The sequence below is a fragment of the Aliiroseovarius zhejiangensis genome, from assembly GCF_014656375.1.
Classification (GTDB): domain Bacteria; phylum Pseudomonadota; class Alphaproteobacteria; order Rhodobacterales; family Rhodobacteraceae; genus Aliiroseovarius; species Aliiroseovarius zhejiangensis.
The window spans coordinates 507,769-523,691 of the sequence record NZ_BNCH01000002.1 but is presented as its reverse complement, the minus strand read 5'-3'; the positions used below and the strand labels follow the sequence as shown (position 1 = coordinate 523,691).

17 protein-coding genes are annotated in these 15,923 nt (G+C 62.6%); 9 read left to right on the top strand and 8 right to left on the bottom strand.

Annotation, left to right across the window (positions count from 1 at the left end; genetic code table 11):
• Window positions 1-7 precede the first annotated feature (7 nt).
• Window positions 8-478 (bottom strand): sulfur oxidation c-type cytochrome SoxX, encoded by a 471-nt coding sequence (soxX, locus tag IE188_RS07250; RefSeq protein ID WP_191285789.1) that lies wholly within the window; start codon window positions 476-478, stop codon window positions 8-10.
• Between the two features lie 179 nt (window positions 479-657).
• Complete coding sequence (locus IE188_RS07245; protein WP_191285788.1) at window positions 658-1,395, bottom strand: cytochrome c biogenesis CcdA family protein; 738 nt, start codon at window positions 1,393-1,395, stop codon at window positions 658-660.
• Between the two features lie 95 nt (window positions 1,396-1,490).
• On the opposite strand from IE188_RS07245, the gene IE188_RS07240 reads away from it, so the two are divergent.
• The 4 genes from IE188_RS07240 to IE188_RS07225 all read left to right on the top strand — a co-directional run bounded on the left by IE188_RS07240 (window position 1,491) and on the right by IE188_RS07225 (window position 4,242).
• Window positions 1,491-1,913 carry a thioredoxin domain-containing protein gene (locus IE188_RS07240; RefSeq protein WP_191285787.1) on the top strand — a complete coding sequence of 141 codons (423 nt, stop codon included), beginning with the start codon at window positions 1,491-1,493 and terminating at the stop codon, window positions 1,911-1,913.
• Between the two features lie 134 nt (window positions 1,914-2,047).
• Window positions 2,048-2,413 carry an ArsR/SmtB family transcription factor gene (locus IE188_RS07235; RefSeq protein ID WP_191285786.1) on the top strand — a complete coding sequence of 122 codons (366 nt, stop codon included), beginning with the start codon at window positions 2,048-2,050 and terminating at the stop codon, window positions 2,411-2,413.
• A gap of 120 nt (window positions 2,414-2,533) precedes the next feature.
• The gene (locus IE188_RS07230) at window positions 2,534-3,592 is read left to right on the top strand and encodes a YeeE/YedE family protein (protein WP_191285785.1); all 1,059 of its coding nucleotides are present in this window, start codon (window positions 2,534-2,536) and stop codon (window positions 3,590-3,592) included.
• A gap of 155 nt (window positions 3,593-3,747) precedes the next feature.
• Entirely contained in the window at window positions 3,748-4,242 is a 495-nt protein-coding gene (locus IE188_RS07225; RefSeq protein ID WP_191285784.1) for a flavin reductase family protein, read from the top strand.
• 16 nt (window positions 4,243-4,258) lie between these two features.
• Here the strand turns inward: IE188_RS07225 and IE188_RS07220 are convergent, their stop codons facing one another.
• On the bottom strand, window positions 4,259-4,672 hold the full coding sequence (locus IE188_RS07220) for a hypothetical protein (protein WP_191285783.1): 414 nt from the start codon (window positions 4,670-4,672) through the stop codon (window positions 4,259-4,261).
• 166 nt (window positions 4,673-4,838) lie between these two features.
• Between IE188_RS07220 and IE188_RS07215 the strand changes: the two genes are divergently transcribed.
• Entirely contained in the window at window positions 4,839-5,852 is a 1,014-nt protein-coding gene (locus IE188_RS07215) for a hypothetical protein (protein ID WP_191285782.1), read from the top strand.
• A gap of 84 nt (window positions 5,853-5,936) precedes the next feature.
• Here the strand turns inward: IE188_RS07215 and IE188_RS07210 are convergent, their stop codons facing one another.
• Window positions 5,937-6,143, bottom strand: a complete 207-nt coding sequence (locus IE188_RS07210) for a cold-shock protein (RefSeq protein ID WP_191285781.1) — start codon at window positions 6,141-6,143, stop codon at window positions 5,937-5,939.
• A 201-nt stretch (window positions 6,144-6,344) separates the two neighbouring features.
• Window positions 6,345-6,758 carry a VOC family protein gene (locus IE188_RS07205; protein WP_191285780.1) on the bottom strand — a complete coding sequence of 138 codons (414 nt, stop codon included), beginning with the start codon at window positions 6,756-6,758 and terminating at the stop codon, window positions 6,345-6,347.
• 177 nt (window positions 6,759-6,935) lie between these two features.
• Between IE188_RS07205 and IE188_RS07200 the strand changes: the two genes are divergently transcribed.
• Window positions 6,936-8,228, top strand: a complete 1,293-nt coding sequence (locus IE188_RS07200) for an O-acetylhomoserine aminocarboxypropyltransferase/cysteine synthase family protein (RefSeq protein WP_191285779.1) — start codon at window positions 6,936-6,938, stop codon at window positions 8,226-8,228.
• A 71-nt stretch (window positions 8,229-8,299) separates the two neighbouring features.
• On the opposite strand, the gene IE188_RS07195 is transcribed toward IE188_RS07200, so the two are convergent.
• On the bottom strand, window positions 8,300-8,998 hold the full coding sequence (locus tag IE188_RS07195) for an SIMPL domain-containing protein (RefSeq protein WP_191285778.1): 699 nt from the start codon (window positions 8,996-8,998) through the stop codon (window positions 8,300-8,302).
• Between the two features lie 187 nt (window positions 8,999-9,185).
• Between IE188_RS07195 and IE188_RS07190 the strand changes: the two genes are divergently transcribed.
• Window positions 9,186-12,230: a hypothetical protein gene (locus tag IE188_RS07190; protein WP_191285777.1), complete on the top strand. Its 3,045-nt coding sequence runs from the start codon at window positions 9,186-9,188 to the stop codon at window positions 12,228-12,230.
• Window positions 12,231-12,291: 61 nt separating this feature from the next.
• On the opposite strand, the gene hppD is transcribed toward IE188_RS07190, so the two are convergent.
• Complete coding sequence (gene hppD, locus IE188_RS07185) at window positions 12,292-13,389, bottom strand: 4-hydroxyphenylpyruvate dioxygenase (protein WP_191285776.1); 1,098 nt, start codon at window positions 13,387-13,389, stop codon at window positions 12,292-12,294.
• 140 nt (window positions 13,390-13,529) lie between these two features.
• Here hppD and IE188_RS07180 point away from each other — a divergent pair, with 140 nt between their 5' ends.
• Window positions 13,530-13,991, top strand: coding sequence for an Lrp/AsnC family transcriptional regulator (locus IE188_RS07180; RefSeq protein WP_191285775.1), 462 nt, complete (start codon window positions 13,530-13,532; stop codon window positions 13,989-13,991).
• Between the two features lie 3 nt (window positions 13,992-13,994).
• Here IE188_RS07180 and cobT read toward each other — a convergent pair whose 3' ends face one another.
• Window positions 13,995-15,014 carry a nicotinate-nucleotide--dimethylbenzimidazole phosphoribosyltransferase gene (gene cobT / locus IE188_RS07175; RefSeq protein ID WP_191285774.1) on the bottom strand — a complete coding sequence of 340 codons (1,020 nt, stop codon included), beginning with the start codon at window positions 15,012-15,014 and terminating at the stop codon, window positions 13,995-13,997.
• 80 nt (window positions 15,015-15,094) lie between these two features.
• Between cobT and cobS the strand changes: the two genes are divergently transcribed.
• Window positions 15,095-15,883, top strand: a complete 789-nt coding sequence (gene cobS / locus IE188_RS07170; protein ID WP_191285773.1) for an adenosylcobinamide-GDP ribazoletransferase — start codon at window positions 15,095-15,097, stop codon at window positions 15,881-15,883.
• The last annotated feature ends 40 nt before the right edge of the window (window positions 15,884-15,923 follow it).

Below are 15,923 nucleotides of genomic sequence, written 5' to 3'. Positions count from 1 at the left end.
CGTGCGCTTATTGCAGCGTCATCAGATAGGCGACAACATCTTCGATCTGCTGCGCTGTCAGCAGCGGCTCAACCTCGCCCTCATGGGCCTTGCCTGTATAGGCATTGCCCAGGCGTATGAATCCATCGGTCTTGTAAAATGACGGCATCATCGACCCTTCGAACATCATCTTGGCATTTGCCACGATGCCGCGCAGTTCGGCTTCGCTCCAGCGGTCGCCCGCGCCATCCAGCAGCGGCCCCACTTCACCGTGGAACGGCACATCCGCCAGATCGGTGATTTCGTGACAGGCAACGCAGTTGCCCAGCGACTTCGTCGATATGACCTTGGCGCCCTCTGTCGGGTTGCCCGCGACACCTGTCAGCGACTGGGCGATCGCCCCGTCCTCGTATGTGACATCCGCAGGCGCTACCGTTTCTGCATTTGCCATCCCAAGCCCCGCAAGCAGAGCGAAAAGCGTGATCGTTGTCCGCTTCATGATACCTCCCATGACCGTTGTGTGCACAACTGTGTGCTAACGTAACATGCTAAGTAATTTCCGCAACATCAAATTCTAATTTTTGAATTTCTATTTGCGCCAATCGGGGCTAAGCCCGCCCGGCCCTGCGCAAGGCCTTTCTGGCAAGCGTCAACCCGATGCCAGGACCGCGCCGTCGGTCAGCCGATATTGCCAAACCAGGGCATCCATTCCAACATGAATTGCCCGATGGCGTTCACGCTGTTGGTGGCGATCAGAATCGCAAAGACCACCAGCATCACCCCCATCGTGCGTTCGACCCATGGCAGATATTTTCGATTGCGCCCGGCCCAGGCCAGAAACGGACGCGCAAACAGCGCCGCGATCACAAAGGGCGTGGTCATGGCCAACCCGTACACCGCCAACAGCAGCGCCCCGCGCCACAGATCCCCCATCCCCGAGGCGATCATCAGGATCGACGCCAGCGCGGGCCCGACACAGGGCGTCCAGCCAAACCCGAAGGCCAGCCCCATCAGATAGGCCCCGATCAGGGTGCTGGGGGCGGCGCTGCTGTCCAGCCGCGCCTCGCGATACAGAAGCGGGATCTTCACGATGCCCAGAAAATGCAGGCCGAACGCCAGAAGCAACGCCGCCCCCAGATAGCTCAGCGGCTCCTTGTAACGTGCAAAGGCAGACCCCAGCGCCGTCGCCCCCAGCCCCAGCAGAATGAAAATCGTCGTCACCCCCAGGGCAAACGCGATGGCCGAGATCACCAGCCGCCGCTGCGCCCCAGGGCTGATCCGCCCCTCGCCCGTCAGCTCACTCATCGAAATGCCCGCCATATAGCACAGATAGAACGGCACCATCGGCAGGATGCAGGGTGTGAAGAAAGACAGCAGCCCCGCAAGGGCTGCACCGGCGAATGAGATGTCGAGCATGACCATTCCTTGAACTCAGGACATATTCAAATTAGATGTTGTATCGAAACAAGGTCAACCACTTCCCGAAATCGGCTCAACCACAGGATTACATCATGTCGCCTTTCCGTGCCGTTCTGGCCGCCGTCTTTCTGGGGGTCTTCACCCTGCCCGCCCTGGCGGTGGAATTGGTCATGGTTGAAGAACCCGGCTGCCCCTGGTGCGCCAAGTGGGAGCGTGAACTGGGCGCGATCTATCCCAAGACCGCCGAGGGTCAGGCCGCGCCGCTGCGCAAAGTGCAACTGCATGATCTGCGCCGCAAGGGCGGACCTGACAGCCTTGGCATCGCGCTGGAGCGTCCGGTGATGTTCACCCCGACCTTTCTGCTGATCGAAAACGGCGGTGAACTGGCGCGGATCGAAGGCTATCCGGGCGAGGATTTCTTCTGGGGTCTTCTGAAGGTGATGCTGGTCGAGAAAACCGGGTTTACACCCGACGCCACGCCGCCGGCCGGGGCCACCGACCAGACGCCCGACTAAGCCGCGTGCCATCCGGGCGGTGCGGCTGTGCCTGCCGGACCACGCCGCGGGGGCGCGACACCGCGCCCAGATTGCAAAAACCGCAATGCGTCTATATGACAAGACAAAGCGGTATCAACGAAAAGGACACCACTATGGCACTGCCTGTCATCCGCGAGGATATGACGAGCGACGATCTGGACAAGATGATGACCAGCGCCTGCGACGCCTCGACTCTTCTGAAGGCAATCAGCCACGAAGGGCGGCTGATGATCCTGTGCCACCTTGTCACCGGCGAGAAATCGGTGACCGAGCTGGAGCATCTGTTGCACGCCCGTCAGGCTGCCGTGTCCCAGCAACTGGCGCGCCTGAGGCTTGAGGGCCTCGTGACCCCGCGCCGTGAGGGCAAGACGATCTACTACTCGCTGACGGATGAACGTCCGCGCCGCATTCTGGAAGTGATCTACGAACTTTTTTGTTCGACCGGTGACACGGAAGGCATGAAGAAGGCGGCCGAATAACCTCCGTCCTGCCACGCCCCGCACCCACCCCGTCCATGACGACGGCAGACAAACGGTTTTCGCCGCTGACCGAAAAGCTGGCGGCTCACCTCCCGGTTCGGGATACAGGAGCATTCACCCATGTTCGACTGGATCAGCGACGCCAACCTTACCGCCCTGATCGGGCTTGTGGGCGGCGTGATGCTGGGCCTGTCGGCCCGGCTGGGGCGGTTCTGCACCTTGGGGGCCATCGAAGACGCGCTTTATGCCGGGTCGTCGCTTCGGATGCGGATGTGGGGCATCGCCATCGGCGTGGCGATGATCGGGACGCATCTTCTGATCGGAACGGGCATTCTTCCCGCGGCCGAGGCGATCTATCTGCGGCTCGGATGGAGCCCGCTGGCCTCGATCCTCGGCGGTCTCATGTTCGGTTATGGCATGGCCTTGTCGGGGAATTGCGGCTTCGGCGCGCTGGCACGGCTGGGCGGCGGCGATCTGCTCGCCTTCGTGATCGTGGTGGTGATGGGGCTGTCCGCCTATGTCGCCATATCCGGTCCGCTGGCCCATCTGCGGGTGCTGGCCTTCCCTGAAACGCTGGCCGACCCCGCCGCGCTGCCGTCGCTTTCGGTCAAGCTGGAAAGCCTGACGGGACTGCCGGCCCCTGCCATCGGCATCGGGGCCGGGATCATTCTGATCCTCGCCATGTTCACCACGAAAGAGATGCGCCACAGCCCCCTGGCCGCGTTCTGGGCGGCCATTGCCGGGCTTGCGGTGGTGATCGGCTGGGGCGGCACAGCCTGGGTCTTTGGCAACGGGTTTGCACCCACTCCGGTGGAAAGCCACACATTCTCGGCCCCCCTGGGGGATACGATGATCTATCTGATGACCTCGTCGGGATCATCGCTGAACTTCGGTGTGGGCAGCGTCGCGGGCGTGCTGATCGGGGCATTCACCGGCAGCCTGTTCAAGGGGCATTTCCGATGGGAAGCCTGCGAGGACCCGCGCGAGTTGAAACGGCAGATTGGCGGCGCGGCAATCATGGGGCTGGGCGCGGTCATTGCCTTCGGCTGTTCCATCGGGCAAGGCCTGTCTGCATTCGCCATCCTGTACTACGGCGCGCCGGTGACATTCCTGGCGATCGTCGCCGGGGCCGCGCTTGGATTGCGGCAGTTGATTTCCGGCTTTGCCGTCGCCGAATGACGCCTACCTTGCCAAACCGCCCCGAAATTGCAACGCCACGCCGCGTCAGGGTGCATTCGCCCTTTTCACGCATGTTTCCACAAGCTAGGGTCCGCCCCTGAACCGTCCCGGTTGCCCGCAATCGGACGAACAGGAAGACAGGACACCGCTGGGTCATGACGAATTTCACCCCAAGCCCGGATCACGCCGCCGCGTTTCGCGCAGCCCTTGGCCTGTTCACCACAGGCGTCACCATCGTGACGGCCAAATCCGCGCGCGGCCCGCTGGCGATGACGGTGAACAGCTTCACCTCGGTCTCGCTGGACCCGCCCTTGATTCTGTGGTGCCCGGCCAAGGTCTCGGCCCGCCACGATGCGTTTGTCACCGCCGAACATTTCGCGATCCATCTGCTGTGCGATGACCAGGTCGATATCGCCCGCCGCTTTGCCCATCAGGGCGAGGATTTCTCGGGCCTGTCCTGCCGCGAGGATTTTCACGGCGTGCCGGTGATCGAGCCATGTCTGGCACGCTTCGACTGCACAACCGAACGGATTGTCGATGCCGGGGATCATTCGATCGTGTTGGGGCACGTGCATCGGGTCACAGCGCATGAAGGCCGCCCGTTGACCTTTCATGCCGGCCGTTTCGGCGGGTTTGGCGACGCGCCATGACCGCCGCCCGCGCCCATCAGGGCGTCATGATCTGCGCACGTTCATAGCTGGTCACCGCCTCGGTCCCGTCATCATAGACCAGCCGCACCGACACCAAGTCGATCGACTTCAGGTCGAATGCGACATAGGGCAGTTTGTCTTCCGCCTTGATCGCATTGGGCTGCGGCTCGTCCTCATAGCACGGTTCAGCGTCGAACTGCCGTTCACTCCCGCCATTCAGCGCATAATGGATCTGGTCCAGCCCGCAGCGCCATGCCAGCAGATGCGTGAAATACAACAGATCCTTGCCGTCATATTCGCGCACGGCGACCCAACTGCCCTTGGTGGCGTCGAGAATGGGTCGCACCTCGTTCGCCGTGGTGAAGTTCTGTGCCTGTGCCGGCACCGCAAATCCCACAAGAAAGGCCGTTGTGGTCAGTGTTCTCAGCATACTCAACTCCTTCAAGGGCACAGTGACACGCCAATGTTTACAATGTGATGCACGGTCGCTGCCCCGCGCCGCCAGCCCGACAGACCTGCGCCCGGTCTGAAACGCTTTCAGACTCGCACCCATGGTGCCTATACTGCCCCAAACACCAAGAGCAGGCAAAGCACAGATGACCACCGCCCCCGAAAAATCGGCGAAAACATGCCCTGATTTCAACATCGTGATCGTCGCTCAGGCGGGGCGCTTGTCCTATGAAGCGCTGCTGTTTGCCGCGTCCCTGCGCCTGTCGGATCCGGGTTTTCGTGGGGAGTTGCTGGTGGCCGAACCGCAACCATCGGACCTCTGGCCGAACGATCCGCGTCTTAAACTCCATATCCGCGAGGCGCTGGAAGCGCTGGGTGCCCGGATCATTCCCTTCAAGAACCATCATTTCGGACATGACTACCCCAATGGCAACAAGATCGAGGCGCTTTCTGCAATGCCCGAAGGGGTGCCGTTCGTGTTTTTCGATACCGACACAGTGATCACCGGTCCGTTGTCACAGGTGCCGTTCGATTTTGCCCACCCATCCGCTTCGATGAAGCGCGAGGGGACATGGCCTAAGGTGGAGCTTTACGGGCCGGGCTATGGCGAGACGTGGAAATCGCTGTATGACAAGTTCGGGCTGGATTATGCTGCGTCGCTGGACCTGAGCCAGCCGGACGAATACTGGCAACGCTATCTTTATTTCAACGCGGGCTGGTTCTTTGGCCCCTGCCCGCAGGCATTCGGGCAGAGATTTCTGGACTATGCGTGTGCGATCCGCGATGACCGGCCCGACGCGCTGGTCTGTCAAGAACTGTTTCCGTGGCTCGATCAGATCGCCCTGCCCCTCGTCGTGTCAAGTTTCGGAGGGGGTCGTCCGGGGCCGGAACTGGATGGGCTGGACGGCGACATCACCTGTCACTGGCGCATCCTGCCCCTGGCCTATGCGCGCGAAAGCGACCGGGTGATTGATGTGATCGAAACCGCGTCTGCGCCCAACAAGATCAAGAAGATCCTGAAGGAATACGAGCCGATGAAGCGGATGATCTATCAGGGGCGTGGCCAGAAAGTGCGTGCCATGTTTGATCGCGACGCCCTGCCCCGGCGCGAACAGAAGATCCGCAACATGATCAAGCGCGAAGGGTTCTGGATGCGGTGACCGGGCTGCCCGCGCAAACGAAAAAGGCGCATCGTTTCCGATACGCCTTCTTTGTCTGCAAAGGACTGGCTCAAGGGCCGGTCCTTATGCCAGAGCGATATTCGTCGCGCTTTCGCGGCCGTCACGGCCGGGCTCGATGTCGAAAGTCACTTTCTGGTCGTCTGCCAGACCGGTCAGGCCTGCGCGCTCGACAGCAGAAATGTGCACAAATACGTCTTTGCCACCTGTTTCGGGTGCAATAAAGCCAAAACCTTTGGTTGCGTTAAACCATTTGACGGTTCCAGTAGCCATAGTTCTTCTCCTAGTTAGTCTGCCCACGTTATGCGGCAGGTCGGCAAAGTCAGTACAAGATCGAGAGACTGAGCCTTCAGGAGCAGTGTAGTCGATAGTGGTAACGTCGCAGGCCCTACATGGGGCTCTTGCGTCTGGAATACAAGTGTTTTTCTTGTACGGCGATTGATCGGAAGATTTCTGCGCAGTCGCCCACGCGCATCACCTGTGAAAGACCTGTTCAAGATCGCGAAAGCCTTTCACCTCGATCGGGTTGCCGGACGGGTCGCGAAAGAACATGGTCCATTGTTCCCCCGCCTCGCCTTCAAACCGGACGGTCGGCGGGATCACCCATTCGGTGCCATTTGCCTCAAGCCGATCTGCCAGCGCGCGCCAGTCATCATACGCCAGCACCACGCCGAAATGCGGCATCGCAACCATATGCGCGCCGACCTTACCGGTGTCCGCCGTCACAAATGGCGTGCCCAGATGCAGGCTGAGTTGATGACCGGAAAAACTGAAATCGACCCAGGAATCGGTCGATCGTCCCTCCTCGCACCCCAGCAAATCGCGATAAAAGGCACGCGCGGCATCCAGATCGGTGACATTGATGGCAAGGTGGAACGGGGTCAGCATGGAAGGCTCCGAAAAAAGGTTCTGAAAATCATAGCAGGGCGCGAAAAAAGGACCACCCGAAAGCGCAGGGCCGGACATGGTTCCGATGCGCAAATTGGACCATTCCTGCGTCTTTGACCCGTTGAAGCCCCGCGCCCTTTGCCCTAGCCTGCGCGCAACAAAACAAGGGAGACATCCATGTCCGACGACCGCCAACTGGGCTTTGACACACTGCAAATCCACGCAGGGACCGAGCCTGACCCCGCGACGGGTGCCCGTCAGGTGCCGATTTACCAGACCACCGCCTATGTGTTCAAAGACGCCGAACACGCCGCGCGTTTGTTCAATCTGGAAGAGGTCGGATACATCTATTCCCGCCTGACCAACCCCACTGTCGGCGCGCTGCAGAACCGCATCGCAGCCCTTGAAGGCGGCGCAGGCGCTGTTTGCTGTTCCTCGGGTCACGCCGCGCAGATCATGGCACTGTTTCCCCTGATGGGGCCGGGCAAGAACCTGGTCGCCTCGACCCGTCTTTACGGCGGCACGGTCACGCAGTTCAGCCAGACGATCAAACGTTTCGGCTGGGAAACCAAATTCGTCGATTTCGATGACGAGGCTGCGGTGGCCGCCGCCATCGACGACAACACCCGCGCGGTGTTCTGTGAATCCATCGCCAACCCCGGCGGTTACATCACCGACATTCCAGCGATTGCCGCGATTGCCGACAAGGCCGGCGTGCCGCTGGTCGTCGACAACACATCGGCCACACCTTACCTGTGCAATCCGATCTCGCTGGGGGCGACGCTGGTCGTGCATTCGACCACCAAATACCTGACCGGCAACGGCACCGTCATGGGCGGCTGCGTGGTGGATTCGGGTAAGTTCGACTGGATGGCGTCGGACAAGTTCCCGTCGCTCAGCCAGCCAGAGCCGGCCTATCACGGCTTGGTTTTCGCCGAGGCACTAGGCCCGATGGCCTTCACCTTCCACTCCATCGCCATCGGCCTGCGCGATCTGGGCATGACGATGAACCCGCAAGCGGCGCATTACACGCTGATGGGGATCGAAACCCTGTCGCTGCGCATGGAAAAACACGTCGCCAACGCCGAGAAAGTCGCCAAATGGCTTGAGGCTGACCCGCGCGTGGATGCCGTGACCTATGCCGGGCTGGACAGCTCGCCCTACAAACACCGCGTGGCGACCGTCTGCCCGAAAGGCGCGGGTGCGCTGTTCACGGTTGCTGTGAAAGGTGGCTATGACGCTTGCGTCAAACTGGTGGACAGTCTGGAACTGTTCAGCCATGTGGCCAACCTTGGCGACACGCGGTCCTTGATCATCCACTCGGCGTCCACCACCCACCGGCAGTTGTCGCCCGAGCAGCAAGAGGCCGCAGGCGCAGCCCCCAACGTTGTGCGCATTTCCATCGGGACCGAGGATGCCGAAGACATCATCGCCGATCTGGATCAGGCGCTGGCGAAGGCCACGGCGTAAACCGAACCTTCATACGGGAAAAGGCCGCATAGGATGCGGCCTTTTCTGTTTTACTATCAGTCTGTTGCACGTCATTCCTGATCCAGCTCAAACACCATGGTCACGCTTGATCCGATCTCAAGCTCACCCGCCGCAATCGGCATATCCGATTGCGCGGCTTCCATCGCCATACGGCCAAAGGCGGGCGCAGGGGAATATCCGCCGCCTTCCTGGATCGACACGACTGACCCCAGCTTCACACCTGCCGCCTCCGCCAGCACCTTCGCCCGCGCCATTGCATCGTTGACGGCGTTCGTGCGCGCCATATCCTCGGCTGGACCACGATCCTGAAGATCGAACTGCAACCCATTGAGTTGATTGGCCCCATCCGCCGTCACCGCCGACATGATTGACCCCAACTTGTCCAAATCGCGCACCCGCACCGACACCATCGTGTTGGCGGTGAACCCCACCAGTTTCGGTGGGCCGTCCGCGTTGCGGTTGTAGTCATATTTCGGTGACAGGTTGATCTGCGAACTTTGCATATCACGCGGCTCGATCCCCTGTTCGGTCAGCCGCGCAAAGATATCCTGTGCGACCTGCGCGACCTGATCCAGCGCAGCGCCTGCCTCGGTCGCTTCTTTCGTCACGCCAAGGCTGATCCGCGCCATGTCGGGCTGAACCTCGGCGATGCCCTGCCCGGTAACGGTCAACCGCGCGCCCGCGTCATCCGCCCAGACTGGCGATGCCGTCGTCATCATCAGACCCAAAACCGCTATCATTTTCCGCATCTTGCTCTCCTGTTTTGGGCCACTCTGCGCCGATCTTTGCCGGGTGCAAGACAGGAATACCGGCTGCCCTTTTCATGAGCGAAAAGCTGCTATAGTTTCAAAGAGGTGCGCCCAGCCAGTGGGTTTTATCTGCACGTTCGGGGGGTCCGGCATTTTCCGGACGGGTGTTAGCAGGACGACAAACGACATGAAGCCCAATTTTGCGCTTGATCTCAGCCATGACGGCATCGGCCTTGTCCATCGCGGCAAGGGCGGCTGGGTCTTGGTGGGCGAGGTGTCGCTGGATCATCCCGACCTGTCCAGCGGGCTGGACCTGTTGCGCCGCAAGGCGGCTGATCTGGAAAGCGGCGGGTTTTCCTGCAAGCTGATCATCCCGCCCTCGCAGCTTTTGTTCACCAGCATGACCGCGCCCGGCCCCGACGATGCGACCCGTGTGGCGCGCATTCGCGAAGGGCTTGAGGGTCTGACCCCCTATGAAGTTGACGATCTGGTCTTTGACTGGCGCGCCGATCCGCAGGAAGACGGAATGGTTCACGTGGCCGTCGTGGCGCGCGAAACACTGGACGAGGCGGAAACCTTTGCCAATGACCACAAGCTGAACCCGCTCAGCTTCGTGGCCCGTCCGTCGGGCAGTTTCGAGGGCGAGGCGTTCTTTGGCCCCACAAACAGCGCCGTGGCAAAGGGGCGCGCCACGGTTGAACCCGACAACGCGCCGGTGCCCGCCGTTCTGGGCGGTCTGGCTGACAACCGGCAGGCAAAGCTGTCAGCCCGGGATGCGGCGCAGACGGACCAGCCCGCGACGACCGGTACGGACGCCAAAAGCTCTGCCGGGGGGACTCCCTTGCCCGAGCTTGCACCCTTTCCGCCAACCCCCGACGTGCCCGCGCCCAGCGGACCGTCCGCGCCGCCCGCGTCTGCGCCTGCCGGCTCATCGACACCCGCGCCAACGCCTGTATCCGAGCCTTTTCCCGAGCCTTCGCCCGAGCCTGTGTCCAAGTCCGAACCGCAGGCCGGAGGTGTTGGAAAGAGTGAACCCGCCCCGGTCCGTCCTCCGGCAGTCGATGCACCGGCGAAACCCGTCCCGACCGCGTCACCCGCCACACCCGATGCCGGAACAGACGCGCCGTCGTCTGAAGACACCGCATCGCTGCCTGCCGCGAAAGACGCCCGGACAAAAATATCGGGCATCGTACCCCCACCCCCGCCGCCATTGGCGCCGGACAATGCGTCCGAAGCCGTCGCCCCCGACACGTCCGACGCCCCGACCTTCTCGTCCCGCCGGACAGATGACTATGAGCCGGGCAAGGCGGCGGTTGCCGCAGACCGCTCCAGCCCCCCTGCGCCCGAACCCACCGGGATCGAAGTCAAACCCCGTCTGTCCTTTGGGGTCGACCGTACGGCACCGGATGGCAAGGCGCCGCCGCCGCCCACCCCCGCCGAACCGCCGGTTCAAACACCCGTCCATGTGCCTGTGACTGCGCCCGTCGCGTTTGGTGATGATCCTGCACTGACCCCTTCGCCTGCATCTGGCAAACGCGGGCGGAAGGAACCCGGCGCGGGCGACCGCAAGGGGGCCGAAAAACTGACCGCTGCGGCCCGCAAGGGGGCGTCAGGTCTGGCCAGTGCGGCGGATGCTGCGGGCAAGTTCGGGCGCAAGGCGGCGCAGAAATTCGATGACCGCCGGCGCGAAAAATCCGACGCGGGTCCGGCGGACAGGCCCAAAGTATCGTTTGCCAAATTGCGTAAACGCGACACGGGCCAGAGCGACGACAGCACCCACCCCAGCGACACCGCCGTCGCGCCGCCTCCGCCGCGTATGGGTGACGGCCCGGCTACGCCCCACGCGCGCGGGCCGAAGCCTGCCAGAGCCCCCTCGCCACGCGCCCGCGAAGCCGAAACAATGACCGTTTTTGGTGCCAGGCAGACGCAGGCGGTCGGCGGCAAGCCCAGATATCTGGGCCTGTTTCTGGTTCTGGGCCTTCTGCTTCTCATGGCCATCGTGGCGATCTGGTCGATGTTCTTCCTGAACGACAGCACCACCTGGCTGTTTCCCGAACGTGATGATCCGTTCGAGGCCGCGATCTCGGTCGAACCGGATGCCAGCCTACCGGATGACGCACAGGACGGTATCGCCACCGCCCCGGATGGCGACGCCGATCCGGCCCCCGCGTCGTCGGGCGTATCTGGCGCACATGATCCGCTGACGCCAGAGGCCGCTCAGGCCCGATACGCGGCGACCGGCATCTGGCAACGCGCGCCCGAACCACTGACCAGCCCTGAAACCACCGATCTGGATGACCTCTATATCGCGTCGATCGACCCGGCCACAACGGCGCAGGATGCCGTGGCCCTGCCTGACGCGACCCTGCCCGCAGGGGCGGCGGCAGAGATCAATACCGCCCCGCCTCCGCCATTGGGGACCACTTTCGCGCTGGACGAAAACGGTCTCGTCATCGCCACGCCTGATGGTGCGCTGACGCCAGAGGGGATCATGGTCTTTGCCGGCAAGCCCGCGCTTGTGCCTGCGCCACGCCCCGGCAGCGCGGTCACCGCCCCTGCCACCGAAGCCACTGTGGATGCCACCACCACCCTTCCGCGTGTGCGCCCGCGCGCCCGGCCCGAGGGGCTGATCGAAGGCAACGAACGTCTGCTGCTGGGTGGTCGGACCCGAACCGAACTGGCCGTTTTGCGTCCCCGCGCGCGCCCGACCACACCGCAGGCCGCGGTTCAGGCCGCCGCCATCACCGCCGCGCTGCAAGCCGCGGGCGAACCTTCCGCCAATCAGGAAGCGGGCAACCCATCCACGGCCGGGATCATCGCCCCGACCGAACAGGCCATCGCCACATCGCTTGAGCCGCGCCACCGCCCGTCAGGGTTCAACCGCATCGTCGCCCGCAGCAACGCCGCCCGCGACGATGCGTCGGACGGATCGGTTGCCGTGGCCGCCGCGTCGGCACAACAAAGCGTGACGCCCAGCATCCCGACGCGCACATCGGTTGCCAAGCAGGCCACGATCAAGAATGCGATCAACCTGCGCAAGATCAGCCTGATCGGCATTTATGGATCGTCCTCTTCCCGCCGGGCGCTCGTCCGCCTGCCCTCCGGCCGCTATCAGAAAGTGGGCGTCGGCAGCCGATTGGACGGCGGCAAGGTCGTGTCGATCTCGGCCACGGCGCTGGTCTACAAGAAAGGGTCGCGGTCCATCACGTTAGAGGTGCTGCCTTTCGGTTGAACGATAAAACGCCCGGCAGATGGACCACCGGGCGCTTCAATTCGATTATGCAGATTGGGGGTCAGGCCACGTCGCCCAACTCTCCGTTCTCGATCTGCTCGCGTTCGATGGATTCGAACAGGGCTTTGAAGTTGCCTTCGCCAAACCCGTCATCGCCTTTACGCTGAATGAACTCGAAGAAAATCGGCCCAATCACGGTTTTCGAGAAGATTTGCAGCAGGATGCGCGTCTCGCCCCCTCCGACCACGCCTTCGCCGTCGATCAGGATGCCGTGCTTCATCATCTTGTCCTTGGGTTCCTCGTGATCTTTCACCCGGTCATAGGACATGTCGTAATAGGTCTCGTTCGGGCCGGGCATGAACTTCAGACCACGCGATGCGATCTCATCGACCGAGGCATAGATGTCTTCGGTCCCGACCGCGATGTGCTGAATGCCTTCGCCTTTATATTTTTCAAGATAGGCGACGATCTGCCCCTTTTCGCCCCGGTCTTCGTTGATCGGGATGCGGATCTTGCCACAGGGCGAGGTCAGCGCGCGGCTGTAAAGCCCGCTATGCTTGCCCTGAATGTCAAAGAACCGGATTTCACGGAAGCTGAACAGATCACCATAGAATTTGAACCAAACATCCATGTTCCCCTTGAACACGTTGTGGGTCAGGTGGTCGAGGTAATAGAAACCGACGCCTTTGGGATGGGCGTTCGAAATCCAGTCGAATTCCTCATTATAGGCACTGGTGTCGAAATACTGGTCGATGAAATAGATCAGCGACCCACCAATGCCATAGATCGCAGGCACGTCCATGGCCTTGCCGTCGCCTTCATAGGGCTTGGCGCCCATCTTGACCGCGTGATCGAAGGCGTGCTGGGCATCGACAACCCGCCAGCCCATCGACGGCGCGCAGGGGCCGTGTTTGGCGATGAACTCTGCAGCGTGGCTGCCGGGCTCCATGTTGATCAGATAGCTGACATCGCCCTGCTGCCACAGCTCGATCTTGCGCGCTTTGTGGTTGGCGGTGTGTTCAAACCCCATCTTGGCGAACAGATCGCGCAGCTCTTGCGGTTCGGGATGGGCAAATTCGACAAACTCGAACCCGTCTGTCCCGGCGGGGTTTTCGGCATTGATTTCGGCGCGTGGCGCGTCATGTGGAAACGGACCCATTGGCTCACTCCTGTTCGTTAACACGTTATGGAGTGACTATCCTGCATTATGCTTGAATTTTCCGCGCATTCTTTGCATGATTTCATGGGTATTTTGCGCACTTTACGCACACTAGACCAGATATTGCGGGATATACGCGTATGGATGAAACGGATCGCAAACTGCTCAAGACGTTGCAGCGCAACGCGCAGATGACAGCGCAGGATCTGGGCGAGCATCTGAACCTGTCAGCCAGCCAAGCCGGGCGCAGACGGCAGCGGCTTGAGGAGCAAGGCTATATCCGCGCCTATGCCGCGCGGCTTGACCCGGCGCGGCTGGGGCTGCAGGTGCAGGCCTTCGTGCAAGTGCAGATGGAAAGCCAATCACCCGAGTCCGCGCGCGCCTTTCTGCGACTGGTCAACCTGCGCAGCGAGATCACATCGGTCTGGACCCTGACCGGAAACTCCGACTATCTGATGCGGGTTTATTGCACCGACCTTGGCGCGCTGAACGTGCTGATTCACGAGGTGCTGCTGCCGCACCCGTCGGTGGCGCGGGTGCAAAGCCAGATCGTGCTGGATCACGTCAAACAGGACACGCCCCTGCCCACGGATCACGGATAGGCATCAACCGTCCGAAACGCCCGCCTCGGCAAAGGTCGCCATGCCGGAATGACAAGCCACCGCACCTTGCAGGATGGAGATGGCCAAAGCCGCCCCCGACCCTTCGCCCAGACGCATACCCAGCGACAGCAGGGGCTCTTTCCCAAGGGCCTTCAGTACCGCGCCATGCGCGCCTTCCGCCGAAACATGCCCAGCCACGGCGTGATCAAGCGCCGAAGCTGAAATCTGCTGCAAGCACGCTGCCGCCGCCGAGCAAATGAACCCGTCCAGGATCACCGGAATGCGCTCGACCCGCGCGCGTGCCATGGCGCCGGCCATTGCGGCCAGTTCTCGTCCGCCAAGGCAGCGCAGCGCCTCGACGCCGTCCCCTTTGGCCGTCGGGTTCTGCGCCAGACCCGCTTCCACGACCCGCGCCTTCAACGCAACGCCCGCGTCATCGACACCCGTGCCACGCCCGGCCCAATCGGCGCCCGTGCCGCCGAAAAGCGCATGCGCGATCGCCGCGGCGGCGGTGGTGTTGCCGATCCCCATATCGCCGACCACGAGCAAGTCGGTGGACGCGTCCACTGCGGTCCACCCCGTCGCCAGGGCCGCAAGCAGGTCCGCCTCGCTCATCGCGGGGCCTTGGGTGAAATCGGCAGTTGGGTGGTCCAGCGCCAATGCATGAACATCCATCTTCGCCCCGAAGGTTCTGGACAACTGGTTGATCGCCGCGCCGCCGTGTTGGAAGTTCAGAACCATCTGCTCGGTCACCTCTGCCGGGAAGGCCGAGACCCCCTGTGCCGTGACACCGTGGTTTCCTGCAAACACAATGACTTGCGGCGCGTTGATCACAGGCCGCCCGGTGCCGCGCCAGCTTCCGTACCAGATCGCCAGATCCTCTAGCCGCCCCAGCGCGCCGGGGGGCTTGGTCAACTGGCCATTGCGCGCCTCTGCCGCTGCCCGTGCCGCTGTGTCGGGGCCGGGTGCCCCTGTCAGCAAGGCTTTGAAATCGGCAAGCGTGGCGAACGGTGCGGTGCTCATGTCGTGGTTCCTGATTGATTCCCGTTGCCACCCTCTTTACCCATGGCGGTGATGCACAACCAGACCGCAACAGACCAAAAATGACCAAAGACGACATTCGCCCCCAGGATGACGAGGCGCTGGCGACGCGCGTGGATCTTCCCGCCGCCATTGGGCTGCTGACGCGGTTGCCGGTGCGGCTGGATACGGGTGCGGCGGTCAAGCGCGGCGCCCGGTCGGCCTGGGCCTGGCCGCTTGTCGGGCTGATCCCGGCCGGGCTGGGCGCGGCGGTCGGGCTGGTTGCCCTCGGGCTGGACTTGCCACCGCTTTGGGCGGCGCTGGCGGCGCTGGTGGTGCAGATCATGATGACCGGGGCCATGCATGAGGACGGTCTGGCCGATACCGCCGACGGGTTGTGGGGGGGCGCCACGCGCGCACGGCGGCTTGAGATCATGAAAGACAGCCGCATCGGCGCCTATGGCGTGATTGCGCTGGTCCTGTCGCTTGGGTTGCGCGCCGCGGCGCTGGCCGTGATCCTGCCGTCCGAGGGCGCGTTCTGGGCGCTTCTGACCGTCGGAGCTGTCAGCCGGACGCCAATGGTGGCACTGTTGGCCATGCTGCCCAACGCGCGTTCCGGGGGCCTGTCGCAGACTGTCGGGCGGGTGCCTCGGCAGACGTTGCTGCTGGCGCTTGGCTGCACCCTGCTGGTTGCGCTGATCCTGACACCCTATGCGCTGGTTGCGCTGTTTTTCTGGACGGGGCTCAGCAGCCTTCTGCTGGCCGCCTTGGCCCGCCAGAAGATCGGAGGCCAGACCGGTGACATATTGGGTGCCAGCCAGCAGATTGCTGAAATTGCGGCGCTGGCGGTCTTCGCGGCCCTTTTGACCTGACCGTAAATGAAAACCGCCGCCTGACAGGTGCAGACGGCGG